The 20,499-nt window shown below is 68.2% G+C and carries 21 protein-coding genes; 13 read left to right on the top strand and 8 right to left on the bottom strand.

Going from position 1 to position 20,499, the window contains the following annotated elements; all coding sequences use genetic code 11:
• Positions 1-6: 6 nt before the first annotated feature.
• Positions 7-204 (top strand): hypothetical protein, encoded by a 198-nt coding sequence (locus ASE86_RS16420; RefSeq protein ID WP_235523972.1) that lies wholly within the window; start codon positions 7-9, stop codon positions 202-204.
• A gap of 18 nt (positions 205-222) precedes the next feature.
• A complete protein-coding gene (locus tag ASE86_RS16415) occupies positions 223-534 on the top strand; it encodes a hypothetical protein (protein ID WP_235523971.1) in 312 nt (103 codons plus the stop codon).
• On the opposite strand, the gene ASE86_RS03070 is transcribed toward ASE86_RS16415, so the two are convergent.
• Both ASE86_RS03070 and ASE86_RS16185 read right to left on the bottom strand, forming a co-directional pair.
• Positions 524-1,429: a DMT family transporter gene (locus ASE86_RS03070; RefSeq protein WP_056422185.1), complete on the bottom strand. Its 906-nt coding sequence runs from the start codon at positions 1,427-1,429 to the stop codon at positions 524-526. The genes ASE86_RS16415 and ASE86_RS03070 overlap by 11 nt on opposite strands.
• A gap of 68 nt (positions 1,430-1,497) precedes the next feature.
• A complete protein-coding gene (locus ASE86_RS16185; RefSeq protein WP_162233298.1) occupies positions 1,498-1,950 on the bottom strand; it encodes a MarR family transcriptional regulator in 453 nt (150 codons plus the stop codon).
• A 321-nt stretch (positions 1,951-2,271) separates the two neighbouring features.
• Here ASE86_RS16185 and ASE86_RS03060 point away from each other — a divergent pair, with 321 nt between their 5' ends.
• The 3 genes from ASE86_RS03060 to ASE86_RS03050 are packed head-to-tail and all read left to right on the top strand — an operon-like array spanning position 2,272 to position 6,908.
• Complete coding sequence (locus tag ASE86_RS03060) at positions 2,272-5,691, top strand: amidohydrolase family protein (RefSeq protein WP_056422182.1); 3,420 nt, start codon at positions 2,272-2,274, stop codon at positions 5,689-5,691.
• Complete coding sequence (locus ASE86_RS03055; RefSeq protein WP_200911477.1) at positions 5,675-6,217, top strand: sigma-70 family RNA polymerase sigma factor; 543 nt, start codon at positions 5,675-5,677, stop codon at positions 6,215-6,217. Before ASE86_RS03060 ends, ASE86_RS03055 begins: the two co-directional genes overlap by 17 nt.
• Positions 6,210-6,908 carry an anti-sigma factor domain-containing protein gene (locus ASE86_RS03050; RefSeq protein WP_056422176.1) on the top strand — a complete coding sequence of 233 codons (699 nt, stop codon included), beginning with the start codon at positions 6,210-6,212 and terminating at the stop codon, positions 6,906-6,908. Before ASE86_RS03055 ends, ASE86_RS03050 begins: the two co-directional genes overlap by 8 nt.
• A 94-nt stretch (positions 6,909-7,002) precedes the next feature.
• Here the strand turns inward: ASE86_RS03050 and ASE86_RS03045 are convergent, their stop codons facing one another.
• Positions 7,003-7,689 carry a Crp/Fnr family transcriptional regulator gene (locus ASE86_RS03045; RefSeq protein WP_162233297.1) on the bottom strand — a complete coding sequence of 229 codons (687 nt, stop codon included), beginning with the start codon at positions 7,687-7,689 and terminating at the stop codon, positions 7,003-7,005.
• Positions 7,690-7,905: 216 nt separating this feature from the next.
• Here ASE86_RS03045 and ASE86_RS03040 point away from each other — a divergent pair, with 216 nt between their 5' ends.
• The 3 genes from ASE86_RS03040 to ASE86_RS03030 all read left to right on the top strand — a co-directional run bounded on the left by ASE86_RS03040 (position 7,906) and on the right by ASE86_RS03030 (position 11,324).
• Positions 7,906-8,880: a ferritin-like domain-containing protein gene (locus ASE86_RS03040; protein ID WP_056422168.1), complete on the top strand. Its 975-nt coding sequence runs from the start codon at positions 7,906-7,908 to the stop codon at positions 8,878-8,880.
• A 13-nt stretch (positions 8,881-8,893) separates the two neighbouring features.
• Positions 8,894-9,898, top strand: coding sequence for a ferritin-like domain-containing protein (locus ASE86_RS03035; protein WP_056422165.1), 1,005 nt, complete (start codon positions 8,894-8,896; stop codon positions 9,896-9,898).
• A gap of 91 nt (positions 9,899-9,989) precedes the next feature.
• Positions 9,990-11,324: an Nramp family divalent metal transporter gene (locus ASE86_RS03030; protein ID WP_082441621.1), complete on the top strand. Its 1,335-nt coding sequence runs from the start codon at positions 9,990-9,992 to the stop codon at positions 11,322-11,324.
• Positions 11,325-11,447: 123 nt separating this feature from the next.
• Here the strand turns inward: ASE86_RS03030 and glpX are convergent, their stop codons facing one another.
• Positions 11,448-12,416, bottom strand: a complete 969-nt coding sequence (gene glpX, locus ASE86_RS03025) for a class II fructose-bisphosphatase (protein ID WP_056422161.1) — start codon at positions 12,414-12,416, stop codon at positions 11,448-11,450.
• Between the two features lie 131 nt (positions 12,417-12,547).
• Here glpX and ASE86_RS03020 point away from each other — a divergent pair, with 131 nt between their 5' ends.
• Entirely contained in the window at positions 12,548-12,886 is a 339-nt protein-coding gene (locus tag ASE86_RS03020) for a hypothetical protein (RefSeq protein ID WP_056422159.1), read from the top strand.
• Between the two features lie 45 nt (positions 12,887-12,931).
• On the top strand, positions 12,932-14,791 hold the full coding sequence (locus tag ASE86_RS03015) for an ABC-F family ATP-binding cassette domain-containing protein (protein ID WP_056422156.1): 1,860 nt from the start codon (positions 12,932-12,934) through the stop codon (positions 14,789-14,791).
• Between the two features lie 4 nt (positions 14,792-14,795).
• Here ASE86_RS03015 and ASE86_RS03010 read toward each other — a convergent pair whose 3' ends face one another.
• Together ASE86_RS03010 and ASE86_RS03005 are read right to left on the bottom strand one after the other, a co-directional pair.
• Complete coding sequence (locus ASE86_RS03010; protein WP_056422153.1) at positions 14,796-15,986, bottom strand: thiolase family protein; 1,191 nt, start codon at positions 15,984-15,986, stop codon at positions 14,796-14,798.
• On the bottom strand, positions 15,979-16,434 hold the full coding sequence (locus ASE86_RS03005; RefSeq protein ID WP_056426523.1) for an acyl-CoA thioesterase: 456 nt from the start codon (positions 16,432-16,434) through the stop codon (positions 15,979-15,981). The genes ASE86_RS03010 and ASE86_RS03005 overlap by 8 nt, the downstream gene beginning before the upstream one ends.
• Positions 16,435-16,519: 85 nt before the next feature.
• Between ASE86_RS03005 and ASE86_RS03000 the strand changes: the two genes are divergently transcribed.
• Positions 16,520-17,644, top strand: a complete 1,125-nt coding sequence (locus ASE86_RS03000; protein WP_056422150.1) for a zinc-dependent alcohol dehydrogenase family protein — start codon at positions 16,520-16,522, stop codon at positions 17,642-17,644.
• Between the two features lie 160 nt (positions 17,645-17,804).
• Positions 17,805-18,134, top strand: a complete 330-nt coding sequence (locus ASE86_RS02995; RefSeq protein WP_200911476.1) for a hypothetical protein — start codon at positions 17,805-17,807, stop codon at positions 18,132-18,134.
• Positions 18,135-18,138: 4 nt separating this feature from the next.
• Here ASE86_RS02995 and ASE86_RS02990 read toward each other — a convergent pair whose 3' ends face one another.
• Positions 18,139-18,909: a competence/damage-inducible protein A gene (locus ASE86_RS02990; protein WP_056426520.1), complete on the bottom strand. Its 771-nt coding sequence runs from the start codon at positions 18,907-18,909 to the stop codon at positions 18,139-18,141.
• Positions 18,910-18,956: 47 nt separating this feature from the next.
• Between ASE86_RS02990 and map the strand changes: the two genes are divergently transcribed.
• Entirely contained in the window at positions 18,957-19,778 is an 822-nt protein-coding gene (gene map, locus ASE86_RS02985; protein ID WP_056422147.1) for a type I methionyl aminopeptidase, read from the top strand.
• Here the strand turns inward: map and ASE86_RS02980 are convergent.
• Complete coding sequence (locus ASE86_RS02980; protein WP_056422144.1) at positions 19,772-20,491, bottom strand: endonuclease V; 720 nt, start codon at positions 20,489-20,491, stop codon at positions 19,772-19,774. The genes map and ASE86_RS02980 overlap by 7 nt on opposite strands.
• Positions 20,492-20,499: the final 8 nt, after the last annotated feature.

The raw sequence follows: 20,499 nt of genomic DNA, 5'->3' as shown, positions 1-20,499 counted from the left end.
ACCAACATGCACCCCACCGGCCCGAACATCTGGATCAGCTACGGCATCACGGCGGTCGTCATCGCCATCGTGCTCGCGATCCGCTGGAAGCGGATGAGCAAGGTCCGCCCGCTGAAACTCGAGCACCTGTGGGTCTTCCCCGCGCTCTACGGCGCGCTTGCGACCTACCTCTATGCGACGAACCCGCTGCAGGGCAGGGCCTGAGCGTTCTGTGTCGTCGCGATGCTGCTCGGCGCCGCGCTCGGGTGGCAGCGCGGCAAGTTCATGCGGATCACCGTCGATCCCGCCACGCACGCGCTCAACCAGTCGTCGAGCCCGGCCGCGATCCTGTTCATCGTCGCGCTGATCCTCGCGCGTAGCGCCGGTCGCGCCGCGCTGGCGAGCGGGACGGGTACCGCGATGCTCCACCTCAACACCATCGCCATCACCGATATGCTGATCGCCTTCGGCCTGGGGCTGTTCGCGGCGCAGCGACTGGAGATGTATCTGCGCGGTCGTCGGCTGCTCGACGAAGCCCGTCGCCTTAGTCGCTGACCGCCGGCGCGCTGCGGGCGATGCCGCGCGCCAGCCGCTGCTCGCGCCAGACGATGTACAATCCCGACGCGACGATCAGCGGCGCGCCGATCCACGTCCAGGCATCGGGCAGCACGCCGAACAGCGCCCAGCCGTAGAGCGTCGCCCAGATCAGCCCGGAATAGTCCATCGGCACCACCACCGACACCGGCGCCAGCGTGATCGCGGTCGTCATCGTCAGCTGCCCGATCGCGCCGACCAGCCCGACGCACACCAGCATCGCCCAGGTGCCGGCGTCATGCGTGCCGAGCGTCCAGAGAAAGGCCGGGAGCAGCGGCACCATCGACAAAACCGAGAAATAGAAGACGATCGTCGCCGGCGGCTCGCTGGTCCCCATGCGGCGGATGAGGATCGACACCGTCGCGCTGAGCGATGCGGCGAGCAGCCCGGTCGCCGCCCCCTGCCACGGGATGTGCCCGCTGCCCGGCTGCGCGACGATCAGCACGCCGGCAAAGCCCAGCACGACCGCGCTCCAGCGGTGGATGCCGGTCTTCTCGCGCAGGAACACCGCACCCAGGATCGTCGCGAAGATCGGCACGGTGAATTGCAGTGTCGTCGCCTCCGCGAGCGGCAGCAGCAACAGCGTCGAGAACATGAACGTCATGCTCGACAGCCCGACCGCGCAGCGCACTGCGTGCGCGGACAACCTCTGCGTGCGGAGCGAGGCCAGCCCCGGCCCCAGCGCCACCCAGGCGACGACGACGGGGATGGACCCTGCCTGGCGAAAGAACAGCAGCTCCACCAGCCCCGCGCCGCGCGTCTCGGCCAGCTTGATGAGCGCCCCCATCGTCGCAAACGCGACGACCGACGCCAGGCGATAGCCGATGGCGGGCAGGATACGATCGGTCGTGGACACGCCGTGCCCCTAGGCCAGGAACGCCGCGATGCGAAGGGGCGGACGCGCGGTCGCCTGTCCGGACGCCTTCAGGGAATCGCTTCGCGCGCCTGCTTCGCCAGGCGGATGGCGCTTGGCAGGCGGCGGCGTTCGAGTTTGGGGAAATATTCGCGGCTCATCTCCAGCGAATAGCTGACGACGCCAGCGAGTTTATGGTGGCCTTCGGGCGTCAGGCGGATGCCCTTGGCGCGGCGGTCGCTGGTCATCGGCACGCGTTCGAGCAGCCCCTGCGCCTCCAGCGCGTGGAGCTGGCGCACCAGGGTCGGGCCTTCGATACCGACGATGTCCGCCAGTTCGCGCTGGCTGGTGCCTTCGGGCAGTTCGTTGACCCAGTAGAGCACCGTCAGCCGCGCAGCGGTCAGGCCGTGGTCCTTCAGCTGTTCATCGACGCGCGCGCGCCACTTTCGGCCCAGCAGAATGCATTCGCGGATGAAATCCAGGGGCAGGCTATCTTCGGCGGTGGCGGCTTCGGTTTCGGTCATGATCCGTGTCATCGGTTGCGGCGACGCGGTCGAGGGTACGCGCATCATCGATAGGAAGCTATCAAGAATACACACCCGCGACGCACCCTCGCACAGGGGAACATTTCGGTGGCGCATGTCGTCGAAGACCGTGAGCCTGCAATCGGTTTGCGTCGATGATACTGACGACATGGCACATAGGAATCCCCCCACCCAAGCCGTCATTTTTTGCGAGAAACGCAAAACGACCGGCCGGCCGGGTCCCAAACGGCCCCTCGACACAGCCGATTGCCGTTCGGCGGCGCCGTCCCTAAGCTGTCGCGAAAAGAGGGGCTCATCTGCATGAAGCATAGCGTCGCGACCGTTCTCGCCACCCTGTTCGCCGCCGGCGCGATCCCCGCGCAGGTCGCACCGACCGCGCAGGACAAGCCGGTCGAACAGACCAAGGCGCCGGAGGACAAGGCGCGCGACCCGCTGCCCGCCCCCACCCCGCTCCCGGCGCCGCAGCCTTCGCCGGTGGTCGCGCAAGCCCAGCCTGCCGCCCCCGCGACGCCAGCGAAACCGGCCAAATGGGACGTCAACAATCCCCCCGGCGCGACCATCCGCCAGGTGCCGATCAACGTCGACGAAGGCAGCTGGATGGACATCGACGTTTCGCCCGACGGCCGCCAACTCGCCTTCACGCTGCTCGGCGACATCTACACCATGCCTATCGCGGGCGGCACGCCGACCCGCATTGCCGAGGGGCTGGCATGGGAAGTGCACCCGCGCTTCTCGCCTGACGGACGGCGCATCGCCTTTACGTCCGACCGCGGCGGCGGCGACAACATCTGGGTGATGAACGTCGATGGCAGCGACAAGCGCCAAGTGACGAAGGAAACCTTCCGCCTGACCAACCAGCCGACCTGGAGCCCGGACGGCAAGTATATCGTCGCCAAGAAGCATTTCACCACCGGCCGCTCTCTCGGCACGGGCGAAGTGTGGCTGTACCATGTGTCGGGCGGCAGCGGCGTCCAGCTGGTCAAGCGCGCGAACGAACAGCTGCAAAAGGAACTGGGCGAGCCGATCTACGCGCCCGATGGAAAGAGCATCTATTACACCCGCAACATCACGCCGGGTCCAATCTTCGAATATGCGCAGAATTCGAACACCGACCTGTTCAACATCGAACGCTACGAGATCGCCACCGGCGAGGTATCGACCGCGGTCTCGGGTGCCGGCGGGTCGGTGCGCCCGACACCCTCGCCCGACGGCACGTCCATCGCCTTCGTCCGCCGCGAACGCACGCGGTCGAAGCTGTATGTGAAGGACCTGGAATCAGGCGCCGAGCGCAAGATCTACGACGCGCTCGACCAGGACGTGCAGGAAACCTGGGCGGTCACCGGCGTGTACCCGAACATGGCATGGACGCCCGACAGCAAGTCGGTGGTGTTCTGGACCGGCGGCAAGATCCGGCGGATCGATGCGGACGGTACCCGCGCCGCGGTCATTCCGTTCCGCGTGAGCGACAGTCGCGGGGTCATCGCCGCACCGCACCCGCAGATCCCGGTCGCGCCGGCCAGCTTCGAGACGAAGATCCCGCGCTTTGCCGCCGTCTCGCCGGACGGCCGCAGCGTCGTCTTCGAAACGCTCGGCAAATTATGGGTCAAGCCGACTGCGGGCGGTTCGGCCAGGCGCCTGACCAGTGGCAGCGCGCCAGATCTGGAGCTGTTCCCGACCTGGTCGCGCGACGGACGGACGATCGCCTTCGTCGGCTGGACCGATGCAGGGCTCGGGCGCATCCGCACGGTCGCCGCCGGGGGCGGCGCGCCACGTGACGTAACGACGCAGCCGGGGCATTATGCGCGGCCGAAGTTCTCGCCGGACGGCAAGACGATCGTGTTCGAAAAGGGCGAAGGCGGCAGCGTCACCTCGCCCGACTGGTCCGAAAACCCGGGCGTCTACCGCGTCGCGACGACGGGCGGTGCGCCGGTGCGGATCGCCAAGGGCATGGCCGCACCGCAGTTCGGTCCCGACAACGACCGCCTCTTCATGATCGGCCGTTCGGGCGGCAAGCAGCAGTTGGTCTCCACCGACCTGTCGGGTGACGCCAAGCGTGTTCACGCCTCGGGTGAGCTTGCGACCGACTATGCGGTGTCGCCGGCGGGCGATTACGTCGCCTTCCGTCAGAATTACGCCGCGTTCGTCACCCCGCTGATGCCGGGCGTCCAGGATTCGCCCGCCGACATGGATGCCAAGGCCCTGCCCGTCACTCGCGCGAGTGCCGGCGGGGCGGAGTACATCCACTGGTCGGCGGACGGCGCGAAACTCTACTGGTCGCTCGGCCCCACGCTCTACACCGCCGCGACGCCGGCGCTGTTCCGCACGATGCCGGCCGACGACGCGGCGCCGAAGTTCGTGCCGCCGACGACCGGCGTATCGCTGTCGATGCCCGTGACCGCCGCTAAACCGACTGGGACCTATGCCCTGACCGGCGCGCGGATCGTGACGATGGCCAACGACGCGGGCGGGATCATCGACGACGGTGTCATCGTCGTTTCGGGCGACCGCATCGCCGCCATCGGCCCCCGCGCCTCGACCCCGATCCCGGCGGGCGCGAAGACGATCGACGTTGCGGGCAAGACGATCATCCCGGGGCTGGTCGACGCGCACGCGCACGGGCCCCAGGGCGACGACGAGGTCGTGCCGCAGCAGAACTGGTCCGCGGTCCAGAACCTGGCGATGGGCACGACGACGATCCACGACCCGTCGAGCCAGGCGAGCGAGATCTTCACCGCGTCCGAACGCCAGCAGGCCGGCACCCTGCTCGCCCCGCGCATCTTCTCGACCGGCGAGATCGTCTACGGCGCCAAGGCAGCGGGCATCTATGCGCAGATCGACAGCCTGGACGACGCGCTCAGCCATGTGCGCCGCCTGAAGTCGCAGGGCGGGCATTCGGTCAAGAACTACAACCAGCCGCGCCGCGAGCAGCGCCAGCAGGTGGTCGAGGCATCGCGCCGCGAGAACATGCAGGTCGTGGCCGAGGGAGGGTCGCTGTTCGGCATGGACATGACGATCATCGCCGACGGCAATTCGACGCTGGAACACAATATCCCGCTCGATATCTTTTACGAAGACGTGCTGAGCTTCTTCTCGCAATCGACCACCAACTACACGCCGACGCTGGTCGTCAGCTATGGCGGCCTTGCCGGCGAACCCTATTGGGACCAGGCGATCGACGTGTGGAAGCAGCCGCTGCTGCGCCACTCCCCACCCGACCGGCTGACCGCGAAGCTAGTACGGGTGACGAAGGCGCCCGAGGAGGACTTCGTCGACGACGACAATGCGCGCGAGGCCAACAAGCTTGCCAAGCGCGGCGTGAAGGTGTCGATCGGCGCGCACGGCCAGCAGGCCGGCATCGGATCGCATTTCGAGCTGTGGAGCTTCGTGCGCGGCGGCATGACCCCGCTGGAGGCCCTGCGCGCCGGCACGATCGCCCCGGCCCAGTCGCTCGGCATGGCACGCGACATCGGCAGCCTGGAGGTCGGCAAGCTCGCCGACCTGGTCGTCCTGACCGCCGATCCCACGCAGGACATCCGCAATTCGGACAAGATCGCGCAGGTCATGCTCGGCGGCCGGCTGTACGACGCAATGACGATGAACGAGGTCGCGACGGGATCGGCCAAGCGCCTGCCGTATTGGTGGGAAGCCGGCAATCGCGCCGGATCCTCCACCCCATCCGCAGCAACGGGACATGGCGACGGTGATGGTCACGGAGGCTAATGCCCGGCTGAACGGCGAGATCGTCCGTGTTGCGGCGGGTGATCGCGCTGCGCTGCGCCGTGTCTACGACGCGACGTCGGCCAAGCTGTTCGCGGTGTGCCTGCGCTTCTCGCCCGATCGCGAGACGGCGGAGGACGCGTTGCAGGAGACCTATGTCAAGCTGTGGCGACGCGCCGGCCGGTTCGATCCCGAGCGTGCCAGCGCGATAACCTGGCTGTGCCTGATCGCGCGCGGTACCGCGATCGACGGCGCCCGCACCGCCGGCCGTGCTGACGCGCGCGTGTCGGCCGTGCGGGACGAACTGCGCTCGGAGCCCGACCCCGTGACCGCCGCGGCCGAGCACGACGCGCTGGCCGATTGCCTCGATACGCTCGACGACGATCCGCGGCGGTTCATCCTGGCGGCATTCTTCGACGGATATAGCTATGACGACCTTGCCCGTCAGGCGGAGGTGCCGCTCGGCACCATGAAGAGCCGTATCCGCCGCGCGCTGCAAGCGCTGAAGAGGTGCCTCGACGATGGCTGAGCTGGATGACGAAACCGACCTGCAGGCGGCCGAACTGGCGCTGGGTCTGCTGACGGGCGAGGACCGCGCGGCGGCGCTGCGCCGAACGGTGGCCGAGCCGGCCTTTGCCGACGCGGTGGAGGCCTGGCGGCTGCGCATGGCCCCGCTGCTCGAAGGCATCTCGCCGGTCGCGGCGCCCACGGGCGCGTGGAGCGGGGTCGAGCGGCTGATCGACGGCGCGTCGGTGCTGCGCGCGCGGCTCGCGCGCTGGCGGACCGCAACGTGGGTGTCGAGCGCGGTCGCGGCGGGTCTCGCCGCGCTGCTGGTGCTGCGCCCGGTCCCGGTACAACCGCCCGCGCCCGTTCCCGCCCCGCAGGTGCAGCCGATGCTCGCCCAGATGGTGGATACGCAGGGCAACCCGCTGCTGACCGCGCAATATGATCCGGCCAGCGGCGAGTTGCGCGTGCGGACGACCAACATGCCGGAAGGCGCGCAGGTCCCCGAACTCTGGGCGATCGGCAGCGACGGCGTCCCGCATTCGATGGGTATCGTCCGGCTGAACGGCGCCAGCGCCCACACTGCCGCGCCCGCCGTTCGCGCGATGCTGGCCGACGGCATGACGATCGCGGTGACGATGGAGCCGCAGTCGCCCCAGCCGCACGCCGCGCCGTCGGGCGATGTCGTGGCGAAGACGAAGCTGATGACGGTGTAGACGCCTGCGCGCTCCCGCAAAGACGGGAGCATGGAGTTTCACGGGACGACGCGTGCGGCTCTGTGTTCCCACCTTTGCGGGAGCACAACCGTGCCTAGACCTTCCCGAAATCCCCGACCAGCGTCCGGTACCGGGTTTCTGCCGGACCGTAGCTGCTGCCCGCGACCGCGGTCAGGCCGGCACGGTCGCGCACCGTGATCTGACCGCGGGTGCAGCGCAGCATCCGCTCGCCCTCCAGCACATGCAGCGCGTCGGTGATGCTGGCGCGGCGGACGTGCAGCGCGGAAGCGAGCTCGCCATGGGTGATCGCCATCTTGTCGCCGTCGATGCGGTCGTGGAGCATCAGCAGCCAGCGCGCCAGCCGCTGCTCGATGCCGTCGCGCAGGTTGGCGATGATCGTGTGGCTCATCTGTACGGTGAAGCTGTCGACGAAGCGCAGCATCGCGACATGCAGGCTGGGGCTCGCCTCGCACGCCGCGATCAGCGCCTCGGCCGGGATCGCCAGCGCGCTGCCGCCGCCCAGTTGCACCAGCGCCGACTGCGGTTCGGGCACGAAGCTCAGGACCGATGGCCAGCCCAGCACGCCTTCGGACCCGACCAGCCCGACATCGAACCGCGTGCCATCGTCCAGCACCTGCACGATCGACGCGACCAGCGAGAGCGGGAAACAGGCGACCGCATGGCCGTTCGACAGCAAGGACACGCATTGTCCGGCGGCCAGATCGACGCGACGCAGATGCGGTCGCAGCCGACCGAGATCGTCCCCGGTCAGCGTCCCCAACAGGCGATTATGTCGTGAAACCTGCGACTGCGTTTCAAAGTTCAGCACGGCGGCGCGCATCAACCTCATATTCTCGAGCTAACATTCGCTGCAAAAAGGCTTTTGGATGCACAGTGTGCGGCATCGGACCGATTAATTTTAAAAAAGGAACATCAGGAAGCCGCCGCCGGTTGCCGAACGGATATCGAGAACAGATACCAAAAGGGAGAATTCGTGATGCCCGAAGCCATGAACGTAATCGACGCGCTGGAGGCGCGGGCGAAACGACGTGAGGAACGTCGCGATTTCTTCAAGACGGTCGGTGGTGCGGCAATGTTCGCCGGCGGTGCCGCGGTCGCAATGGGCGGGGGGTTCACAGCGCTTCAGGCGCAGACCGCGCCCAGCGAACCCGATGTGCTCAACTTCGCGTTGAACCTCGAATATCTCGAAGCGCAATTCTACTATTACGCATCCTACGGCACCGGCCTGCCCAGTTCGATTCTGGGTGGCACAGGTCAGCCCGGATCGGTGATAGCGACCGGCGCGGGCGCCGTTCCTTTCACCGACGTGGCCGTTCGTGCCTATGCCCGCGAAATCGCCGATGACGAGCGCGCGCATGTCGAATTCCTGCGTGGTGCGCTCAGCACCGCAGCGGTCGCTCAGCCCGCGATCGACATTTCAGCGACCGCGACCAGCGCCTTTTCCAACGCTGCGCGCGCTGCCGGCCTGATCGGTGCAGGTGCGACCTTCAATCCTTATGCCGACGACAACAGCTTCCTGCTGGGCGCCTTCATCTTCGAAGACGTCGGTGTTACCGCGTACAAGGGCGCAGCCAGTGCGCTGATGGGTAACAAGACCTTCCTCGAAGCGGCGGCCGGCATCCTGGCGGCCGAAGCGTATCATGCTGCGATCGTCCGCACGACGCTGTATTCGAAGGGCGTGCCGGCGCTGATCGACGCGACGGAGGCCATCTCGAATGCCCGCGACAGCCTGGACGGGTCGTCGGACCTCGACCAGGGCATCCAGCCGATCGCCGATGCATCCGGTGCCAGCAACAGCAACATCGTGCCGACTAATTCGGACGGGCTCGCATTCAGCCGCACCGCGGCGCAGGTGTTGAACATCGTTTATCTCAATCGTGCGCAGGTTTCGCTCGGCGGGTTCTTCCCGGCCGGTGTCAACGGCACCATCCGCGCCAGCGCGTCGAACTGAGGAGGACCTGACCATGGACCAGAACCACGCATCCGTTCTCCTCGCCGCGTGCGAGAAGCGTCGCGACGAACGCCGCAGCTTCCTGCGCGCCGCCGGCAGCGTTGCTGCGATCGGCGCAAGCGCCGGCCTGCTCGCAGCTTGCAAGGAGGAAACCACCCCAGGGCTGCCGACGCCCACCCCGACACCGCCGTCATCGTCCACGCCGACCGAAGCCGATGTCCTCAACTTCGCGCTGAACCTCGAATATCTCGAAGCGCAATTCTATAGCTTCGCGGCCTTCGGTGTGGGCCTGGATGCCAATTTGCTGACCGGTACCGGAACGCAGGGCACGGTCGTCGGAGGCCAGCGCGTAACCTTTACCGATCCTCTGGTCGCCGCATACGCGCGTGAAATCGCGCGTGACGAAATTGCGCACGTCGCGTTCCTGCGCACGGCGATCGGATCGACGGCGCGCGTCGCGATGCCGACGATCGACATCAGCAGCAACGCGTCGGGCGCCTTCTCGAGCGCGGCGCGGGCCGCCGGATTGATCAGCGGTGCAAGCGCGACCTTCAACCCGTATGCCAGCGACGAAAACTTCCTGCTTGCCGCGTTCCTGTTCGAGGACGTCGGCACCACCGCGTACAAGGGTGGTATTCGCTTCCTGACGACGGCGGCTGTGGTCGAGGCTGCGGCGGGCATCCATGCGGTCGAATCCTACCATGCCGGCCTGGTCCGCACGGTCCTGTATCGAAAGGGTCTGTCGACGGCGTCGCTGATCACCAGCGCCGATGCTATCTCCAATGCCCGCGACAGCCTGGACGGATCGTCGGATCTCGACCAGGGCATCAGCCCAACCGGTAGCGGTGCGTCGATCAAGTCGAACATCGTACCGACCGACAGCAGCGGCATCACTTTCACCCGCACGCCTGGGCAGGTGCTAAATGTCGTGTACTTGTCGTCCGCGGCCGTGAACGGCGGGGGTTTCTTCCCCAACGGCGTCAACGGAACGCTCAGGACCAGCGCATCGGCAAGCTGATCCGGAAAGATAGACGCACGACAGGGGCGGTTTGCTCATCGAGCAAGCCGCCCCTATCACGTCCGGGACAGATCGGGGGGAGTAATACCGCATGGCGCCACCGCCACGCGCCGGCGACAGGATCGACACGCACGCGCTGAGCCTGGCCGAAGTGCACGGCAGTGTGCCGACGCACGCGCTGGGCCTGCCGTTCTGGCGGCGGCTGGGCGCGTTCATGGGGCCGGGCTATCTCGTCGCGGTCGGGTACATGGACCCCGGCAACTGGGCGACCGACATCGCCGGCGGATCGGCGTTCGGCTACACTTTGCTGTCGGTCATCCTGCTCAGCAACATCATGGCGATGGTGCTGCAGGCGCTGTCGGCGAAGCTCGGTATCATCGGCGGCATGGACCTGGCGCAGGCGTGCCGCGCCCGCTATCCCCGGCCGGTCAATCTGGCGCTGTGGATATTGTGCGAGCTGGCAATCGTCGCCTGTGACCTGGCCGAGGTGATCGGCACCGCCATCGCGCTCAATCTGCTATTCGGCCTGCCGTTGGTCGCCGGCATCGTAATCACCGCCTTCGACGTTCTGCTGATCCTGGGGCTACAGCGCTTCGGCTTTCGCAAGCTGGAGGCGTTCGTCATCGCACTGCTGGCGATCATCGCCGGATGTTTCGCCGCGCAGCTGATCTTCGCGCAGCCCTCGCTCACCGGCATTCTCGACGGTCTCGTTCCGCGGACCGAAATCCTGACCAACCCGGCGATGCTGTATGTCGCGATCGGCATCCTCGGCGCGACCGTCATGCCGCACAACCTGTACCTCCATTCCGCCATCGTCCAGACCCGCGCGGTCGTGCCGACGCCCGAGGGCAAGCGCGAGGCGCTGAAGATGGCGACGATCGATTCGTCGGTCGCGCTGTTCCTGGCGCTGTTCATCAATGCCTCCATCCTGATCCTCGCGGCGGCAACCTTCCATTCCGCGGGCCGCACCGACGTGGCCGAAATCCAGGATGCGTATCAGTTGCTCAGCCCCATGCTCGGCGTCGGCGTGGCGAGCACATTGTTCGCCGTCGCGCTGCTCGCGTCGGGGCAGAATTCGACCGTCACCGGCACGCTGGCGGGTCAGATCGTGATGGAGGGGTTCCTGAACATCCGCCTGCCGATGTGGCTGCGGCGGATGGTGACGCGGCTGCTGGCGATCATCCCCGCCGCGATCGTCGCAGGGCTGTACGGCGAAAGCGGCACCGCGCGATTGCTGGTGCTGAGCCAGGTCGTGCTCAGCCTGCAACTCCCGTTCGCGATGGTGCCGCTGGTACAGCTCACGGGCGATCCGGCGCGGATGGGGCCGCACGCCAACCGCGGCTGGCTGAAATACGCGGCATGGATGATCTGCGCGGTGGTGATCTCGCTGAACGTCACGCTGCTGTGGAGTATCTTTACCGGCTGACGCTCGCCCGTCAGCACGGCGACCACGCCCTACGCGCAAGGCTCCCTCAAGAAAGCAGGACTTTCGCGGGATCGATCGACAGGGCGAGTCAGCGGTCTGCCGGCGCAGACCGCGCGTCCCCGCTTAGATCCGATGCTCGCCCTTCACCCAGCGCACGGTGCCGCTGGATGCGCGCATCACGACGCTCTCGGTCGTCATCTTGCCGCCCTTGCGCTTCACGCCGGCCAGTAGCGAGCCGTCGGTCACGCCGGTCGCGGCGAAGATGCAGTCGCCCTTGGCCAGTTCGGTCAGGTCGTAGATCTTGTCGAGGTCGGTCACGCCCCACTTCGCCGCGCGGCCGCGCTCGGCGTCGTTGCGGAACAGCAGGCGGCCCTTGAACTGACCGCCGATGCAGCGCAGCGCAGCGCAGGCCAGCACGCCTTCGGGTGCGCCGCCCGAGCCCATGTACATATCGACCGTCGTCTCCGGATCGGTCGTCGCGATGACGCCCGCGACATCGCCGTCGCCGATCAGCATCACGCCGCAGCCGATGCTGCGCAGCTCCGCTACCAGCGCCTCGTGGCGCGGGCGGTCGAGGACGCAGACGGTGATCTCGTTCGGCCCGACACCCTTGGCCGCGGCCACCGCGCGGACGTTCTCGGTCGGCGACTTGGCGAGGTCGATGATGCCCGCCGGATAGCCCGGACCGACCGCCAGCTTTTCCATGTATACGTCGGGCGCGTTCAGCAGCTGGCCCTCCTCGGCGATCGCCAGCACGGCAAGCGCGTTCGGCCCCGCCTTGGCGGTGATCGTCGTCCCTTCCAGCGGGTCGAGCGCGATGTCGATCTTGGGACCGGTGCCGATCGCCGAGCCGACCTTTTCACCGATATAGAGCATGGGCGCTTCGTCGCGCTCGCCTTCGCCGATGACGACGGTGCCGTCCATGTAGAGGCCGTTGAGCGATTCGCGCATCGCCTCGACGGCGGCGGCGTCCGCCTCTTTCTCGTCGCCGCGCCCGACCAGCTTCGACGCGGCGATCGCCGCCGCTTCGGTCACGCGCACCATCTCGAGCACCAGGACGCGGTCCAGGACCTTGCTGGCGGTGTCGGTCATCTCATCCCCTCTCGTGGTCGGCCGGCTGGGGCCGCGAACTTTGGCCGCGCGTTACCCGGCGCGCCCGGCCTTGTCGAGGCAAAGCGGCTGGGGCAGAGTAACGGTCGATCTCTTTACGGAGCCCGTCGCCCATGCCGTTGCCGCTGATCGCCCTTCTGCTGGTCGCCGACACGCCCTACGACCTGACCGCCTATCGCACCGCGACCCGCGCCGAAGTGCCGTGCAACCGGACCGCCGCGACCGACGAGGTGACCGTGTGCGGCCAGCGCGAGGCCGATCGCCGGTATCGCGTGCCGCTGGTCGGCATCGCCGCGCGCGATCAGGTGCTGACGGTGCGCGACCGCCTGCTGGAGGACAAGATCGACCACTGCGGACGCCAGCTGATGACCTATGGCTGCGGGTTCGTCGGCGTGACGATGACATCGGGCGGCGTGGGGACCAGCCTGAAGCCGCGCAAGCTGAAGGAATAGCGCCCGCGGTTGCGATAAGCCCCGCGTGCCTGTATCCGCGCGCCCATGCTCAATCTGAACGGCATCACCGTCCGCCTCGGCGGGCGCACGATCCTCGATCGCGCCTCGGCCGCGTTGCCGCCGGGCAGCCGCGTCGGGTTGATCGGTCGCAACGGCGCCGGCAAGTCGACGATGGTCCGCGTGATCGCCGGTATGCTCGAACCCGACGAAGGCTCGGCCGACATGCCGCGCGGCGCCAAGATCGGCTATATCGCGCAGGAAGCGCCGTCGGGCGAAAAGACCCCGTTCGAGACCGTGCTGGAAGCCGATGTCGAGCGCGCCAAGCTGATGGAACTGGTCGAAACCGACGTCGACCCCGACACGCTGGGCGACGCCTACGAACGGCTGATCGCGATCGACGCCTATACCGCACCGGCGCGCGCCAGCCGCATCCTGCTGGGTCTCGGTTTCGACGACGAGGCACAGAACCGGCCGCTCGACAGCTTCTCGGGCGGGTGGAAGATGCGCGTGGCGCTGGCCGCCCTGCTCTTCTCGCAGCCCGACTTGCTGCTGCTCGACGAGCCCAGCAACCACCTCGATCTCGAAGCCGTCATGTGGCTGGAGGACTTCCTGCGCGACTACCGCGCGACGATCGTCGTCGTCAGCCACGAACGCGATTTCCTGAACAACGTCGTCGATCACATCCTGCACCTGCAGAACGGCAAGATCACGCTCTATGCCGGCGGCTACGACGCGTTCGAGAAGCAGCGCGCCGAACGCATGGCGCAGCTGGCCGCGGCCAAGGCGAACCAGGACATCCAGCGCGCCAAGCTGCAGGACTATGTCGCGCGCAACTCCGCCCGCGCCTCGACCGCCAAGCAGGCGCAGAGCCGGATGAAGCTGCTGGCCAAGATGCAGCCGATCGCCGAACTGGCGAACGACCCGACACTGAGCTTCGGCTTTCCCGACCCCAGCGAACTGCGCCCGCCGCTCATCACGCTCGACCTGGCCGATGTCGGCTATGGCGACACGCCGATCCTGAAGCGGCTCAACCTGCGCATCGACCCCGACGACCGCATCGCGCTGCTGGGCCGCAACGGCAACGGCAAGACGACGCTCGCTCGCCTGCTGGCGGCACAGCTCGCGCCGATGGCGGGCTCGATGGCGGCGTCCGGCAAGATGAACGTCGGCTATTTCACCCAGTATCAGGTCGAGGAACTCGACACCGACGACACGCCCCTCGAACACATGACGCGCACGATGAAGGGCGCGTCACCCGCCGCGGTGCGCGCGCAGCTGGGGCGCTTCGGCTTTTCGGGCGACAAGGCGACGACGAAGGTCGGCAAGCTGTCGGGCGGCGAGCGTGCGCGCCTGGCCCTCGCCATCATCACCCGCGACGCGCCGCACCTCCTCATCCTCGACGAGCCGACCAACCACCTGGACGTCGACGCGCGCGAGGCGCTGGTCCAGGCGCTCAATGCCTACTCGGGCGCCGTCATCCTGGTCAGCCACGATCGCCACATGGTCGAACTGACCGCCGACCGGCTGGTGCTGGTGGCGGACGGCGCGGCAAAGGAATTCGACGGCAGCCTGGACGACTATATCGCGATGATCCTGGCGGGCGACGACACGCCGAAGGCCGACAAGCCGAAGAAGAAGGACAAGGCAGCCGCCGCCGCCGCGCGCGAGGCGGAAAAGGCCGCGCGCGCCGCCGCCAAGGACGCCGAGGCCGAAATGGCGCGGCTGGAAAAGGAGCGCACCGCGGTCGATCGCGCGATGTTCGATCCCGCGACCGCCGAGCCCAAGCTCGCCAAGCTGTCGATGAGCGACCTGATGAAGCGACGCGCCGAGCTGACCGACCAGATCGCCGCGGCCGAGGCGCGCTGGGTCGAGGCCAGCGAGACGCTGGAGCGCGAAGCGGCCTGAGCGCTCAGACGATCTCGAACAGGCCCGCCGCGCCCATGCCGCCGGCGGTGCACATGCTGACGACGACGTAACGCACGCCGCGCCGCCGTCCCTCCAGCAGGGCCGCGCCGACGAGGCGCGATCCGGTCATGCCGAACGGGTGGCCGACCGCGATCGCGCCGCCGTTGACGTTGTACCGGGCGGGATCGATGCCCAGCGTATCGCGGCAGTAGAGGCACTGGCTGGCGAACGCCTCGTTCAGCTCCCACAGGCCGATATCGGCGACCGACAGCCCGGCGCGCTCCAGCAGCTTGGGGATCGCGAAGACCGGACCGATGCCCATTTCCTCAGGCGCGCAGCCTGCCGCCTGGAAGCCGCGGTAGAGCCCCAGGATCTCCCTGCCCTCCGCTTCCGCCGTGGCGCGGTCCATGACGATCTGCGCGGCGGCGCCGTCCGACAGCTGGCTGGCGTTGCCCGCGGTGATCGACCGGCCCTCCGGCACCAGGGTCCCGCCCGACCAGACGGTGCGCAGGGCGGACAGCGCGTCATAGGTGGTCCCGGCGCGGACGCCTTCGTCCGACGTGACGGTCACCGTCTCGGTGCCGGTGACGGTGCCGTCCCTGTCGATCAGCGCCTTTTCGACCGTCACGGGGACGATTTCCTCGGCGATGCGGGGCCCGGCGGCTGCGGCGCGCTGCTGGCTCTCGGCGGCGTAGCGGTCCTGCGCCTCGCGGCTGATGCCATAGCGTTCGGCGACGACTTCGGCGGTCTCGATCATCGCCATCGTCGCGTGTGGCACCTTGTCGGTCACCGAGGTCGCTGCCATCCGCGGCGCGCCCCTGGTCACGGTGTGGCTGATCGATTCCATGCCGCCGGCCAGCGCCACGTCGATGTCGCCGGCGATGATCGAGCGTGCAGCCAGCGCCACCGCGGTCAGGCCGGAGCCGCATTTGCGATCGAGCGTGAACGCCGGCACCGATTGCGGCAGGCCGGCGGCGAACACCGCCATGCGCCCCGCGTTCCCGCCCTGCTCGCCCCACTGGCTGCCCACGCCCCAGAAGATGTCGTCGATCCGCGCCGGGTCGATCCCCGCCCGCTCGATCGCGCCGTTCATCGCGAACCCGGCGAGCGCGGGCGCTTCGGTCGCGTTGAAATAACCGCGATAGGCCTTGCCGATGCCGGTGCGGGCAGTGGCGATGATAGCGGCTTCACGCATGAGCGGTATCCTGATCGAGAGTGAGGGTGGCGAGCGCGGCGCGCCACGTGTCGGCAAGCGGGCGCGGACGACGATCGGTGCGATCGACATAGACGTGGACGAAGCGGGCTTCGGCGGCGGCAGCATCCTCGCCTGCGGCAAAGGCACCGAGGGCGTAGGCGACACTCGACGTTCCCACCCGCTCGACCGCCAGCCCGATCTCCACGGCTTGCGGGTAGGACAACGGCCGGGCGTACCGGCATCCGGTTTCGACGACGAGGCCGATCGTCCCGCCTGTCGTCACGTCCAACAGCCCGTCCGCGAACAGCCAGCTGTTCACCGCGGTATCGAACCAGTGGTAGTAGATCGCATTGTTGACGTGCCCGTACATATCGTTGTCACTCCACCGGGTCACGATGGGTTGCCAGTGGCGATAGGCAGCGCGCGGGCGGAACGGGCGTTTCGACATCGTCGACAGGTGTAGCGGCGCCGACGACCACGCCAAAGCGCTAATCGGACTGGCGGTTTCGCGGCGGGGCGCGCATCGTCGGCTCATGCAGATCACCGCCGCCGTCCTGCGCACCCGCGAGGCCCCGCGCCCCTATGCCGACAGCCGGCCGCTGCGCATCGAGACGCTGGAGCTGCAACCGCCGGGCCGCGACGAAGTGCTGGTCCGCATCGCCGCGGCGGGGCTGTGCCATTCCGACCTGTCGGTCATCAACGGCCAGCGCCCGCGCCCGCTGCCGATGGCGCTGGGGCATGAAGCGGCCGGGGTGGTCGAGGGCATCGGGCCAGGCATCACCGACCTTGCGCCCGGCGATCACGTCGTCATGGTCTTCGTGCCGAGCTGCGGCCACTGCGTGCCGTGCGCAGGCGGGCGGCCCGCGCTGTGCGAGCCCGGCGCACAGGCCAACGGCGCGGGCACGCTGCTGGCGGGCGACATCCGACTGGCCGACGATTGCGGCACGGCGATCCACCATCATCTCGGCTGCTCGGCCTTTGCCAGCCACGCGGTCGTCTCGCGCCGCTCGCTGGTGAAGATCGACCGCGACCTGCCGCTCCACGAAGCCGCGCTGTTCGGCTGTGCGGTGCTGACCGGCGTCGGCGCGGTGGTGAACACCGCCGAGGTCAGGGCGGGCCAGAGCGTCGCCGTGATCGGACTGGGCGGTGTCGGCCTCGCCGCCGTACTCGGCGCGCTGGCGGCGGGCGCAGCGCAGGTGATCGCGGTCGACCTCGACGCGGACAAGCTGGCGCTCGCCCAACGCCTCGGCGCGACCGCGACCGTCCAGGCGGGGCCGGACGCGGTGGCTGAGGTTCGCGCGCTGACCGGCGGCGGCTGCGACATCGTGCTCGAAATGGCCGGCGCCTTCCGCGCGCTCGAAAGCGCAGTTGCGATGACTGCGCGCGGCGGGACCACCGTCACCGCCGGCCTGCCTCCGCCCGACGCCGTGCTGCCGGTCAACATCGTCTCGCTGGTCGCCGAGGAACGGACCCTGAAGGGCAGCTACATCGGCACCTGCGTGCCGACGCGCGACATTCCGCGCTTCATCGCGCTGTACCGGGCGGGGCGCTTGCCGGTCGATCGCCTCGTCAGCGGCTATCTGACGCTGGAGGAAATCAACGCCGGCTTCGACGCGCTCGATGCAGGGAAGGCGGTGCGGCAGATCATCCGCTTTTGACCTGACCCTCGTTCCCGCGAAGGCGGGAATCCATCTCCCGGACAGGCCTCTTGGTCAGCGCGGGAGATGGAACCTCCGCCTTCGCTGGGATGACGAGGAGACCGGAACCGCTCTCCCCCTTCCTGCGCTTGGCTCCCGAACGCATTTCAGGAGCAGCGCCATGGCCGACAACGGCATCACCATCGATCCGGCGAGCGTCGTCGACAATCCCGCCGACCTGCAGGTCGAATTCCGCGGCGAGGTCGATGGCGAGACCTACGACTTCGCCGTCCGCCATAGCGTGATCGAGGCACTGACCGGGCGCGTTTCGGATACGCCGGCGACGGACTTCGCGCGCTCGCAGGACGCGATTGGCGAGGCCGCTCTCGTCGCGCTCGGCCGCGCGGCGGGTGACGATGTGGTCATCGTGACCGAGAACGATCTGGATCAGCCGACCGCCACCACGTCACCGGCGTCCGAAATCGCCGAGGCCGAAGCCCACCCGAGCTGACGCCTCAGATCCCGTCGCGCGTCACCGGATGGCCCAGATCGGTCAGGCGCGCGGCGAGGTCGGTGACGCACGCCTCCAGCAGGTCGGCGTCGGGCGAGCGGACGACGAAGTTCGCGCCCGTCCGCCCATCGCGGAAAAAGGGGTAGCTGCCGATCGACACTTCGCCACCGTCGGTGCCGCGGTGATCCTTTTCCACGCTGCGCAGCGTGTCGGCGACCTCGCTTTCGGCCACCCAGCAACCGAGCGTCACCGACTGCACCGGGCGCCCGCCCTCCAGCGTGCCCGTCAGCGCATCGAGCATACCGGCGGTGATGTGCGGCACGCCCGCCATGATGAAGATGTTGCCATGGCGGATGCCGGGCGCGCCAGAGACGCGGTTCTCGATCAGCGTAGCGCCTGCCGGCACCCGAGCCATGCGCAGCCGCGCGTCGGTCAGCCCGCCGCGGGTTTCGTAATAGCGCTCCAGCGTCGCCCGCGCGTCCGGGTGGACCTCGACCGCGACGCCCAGCGCCTTGGCGATCGCATCTACGGTGATGTCGTCGTGCGTCGGGCCGATCCCGCCGGTGGTGAACAGATAGTCGTTCCGCGCGCGCAGGGCGTTCACCGCCTCAACGATCGCGTCCTCGACGTCGGCCACGACCCTGACCTCGGCCAGTCGGATGCCCTGGACGTTCAGCCAGCTCGCCAGCTGCGCGATATTCTTGTCCTGCGTGCGGCCCGACAGGATTTCGTCACCGATGACGATCAGGGCGGCGGTCCAGATGCGTTCGTTCATGCGCGCCGACATAGCGAAAGCCGGTCCACCTCGCTATATGCGCGGACATGACCGATTATGTGACCGACGACGCTCCGCTGGCCCGCACCGGGGCCATCCGCCTGCACGGCCCCGCCGGCTTCGCCGGGATGCGCAAGGCCGGACGCGCGGCGGCCGAAGTGCTCGACGCCATCGTGCCGCACGTGGTGCCTGGCGTGACGACGCAGGAACTGAACGACATCGTCCACCGCGAGATGCTCGCGCGCGACGGAGTCCCGGCAACGCTCGGCTATCGCGGCTACACGCACAGCACCTGCATCTCGATCAACCACGTCGTCTGCCACGGCATCCCCAGCGACCGCACGCTGAAGGACGGCGACATCGTCAACATCGACGTGACGCCGATCGTCGATGGCTGGCACGGCGATTCCAGCCGCATGTACCTGGTCGGCGACGCGGTGCCGATCAAGGCGAAGCGGCTGGTCGACGTCACCTACGAATGCCTGATGCTCGGCATCGAGCAGGCGAAGCCGGGCAACCACATGGGCGACGTCGCCCACGCGATCCAGCAGCACGCCGAAAAGCACCGCTACGGCGTCGTCCGCGATTTCTGCGGCCATGGTCTCGGCCAGCTGTTCCACGACGCGCCGGAAGTCGTCCACGTCGGCCGCCCCGGCACCGGGCCTGAGCTGCGGCCGGGCATGTTCTTCACCATCGAACCGATGATCAACATCGGTCGCCCGGACGTGAAGCTGCTCGACGACGGCTGGACCGCCGTGACGCGCGACCGGTCGCTGTCGGCGCAGTTCGAACATTCGATCGGCATCACCGAAGACGGCTGCGAGATCTTCACCACCAGCCCCGCCGGGTTCGACCGACCGCCTTATTGAGCGGCGGCTTCGTACTCCCGCCGCGCGGCGTTGGCCGCGTCATGGGCCAGCCGGATCGGCAGCGGCAGGCGGCGGCCGTCGCTGAGTTTGAGAATCCAGTCGACCGCGGTGTCGAGCGAAATGCGGTGGCCGCTGCCGATGTAGACGGGCGTGGTCTTCGGTCGCGTGCGCACCGCGTAGCCGACCAGTTCGCCACGATCGACTATGGGCGCGCGGTCACCGACGTTGGGGCCCAGTTCACCCTCGACCTCACCGCACAGGATCGACTTCGCACAGCCGATGCTGGGGATGTCCAGCAGCACGCCGACATGCACCGCGATGCCGCAGCGGCGCGGGTGCGGGCGGCCGTGGCCATCGACGATCAGCAGGTCGGGGCGGCGCTCCAGTCGATCGACCGCCTGGATGATCGCCGGGGCTTCGCGGAAGCCCAGATAGCCGGGGATGTACGGGATCGCCGGGATCATCGACACGCTCGCTGCCGGCCGTGGCGCCGCGCGGGGCCAGCCGATCGGCGCGGCGGCGGCGTGGATCGGCCCGCGGCTGTCACGCCATTTCATCGACGTATCGACGCCGGCGATCGTCGCGATCGTGCCGAATCGGTCGGCGTCCTCCGCCGCCTCGGCGATCTCGCGCTGCGCGACACCCGCCGCGCGCAGATCGTGCGGCGCGAGCCAATGGTCGGGACGGTCGATCACATGGTTACGGTGCCGCATATTCGGGC

Origin of the sequence: Sphingomonas sp. Leaf33 (genome assembly GCF_001421785.1) — a bacterium.
Taxonomy (GTDB): Bacteria; Pseudomonadota; Alphaproteobacteria; order Sphingomonadales; family Sphingomonadaceae; genus Sphingomonas.
The sequence above is the reverse complement of the archived record's forward strand: the minus strand, read 5'-3'. Positions and strand labels throughout refer to the sequence as shown.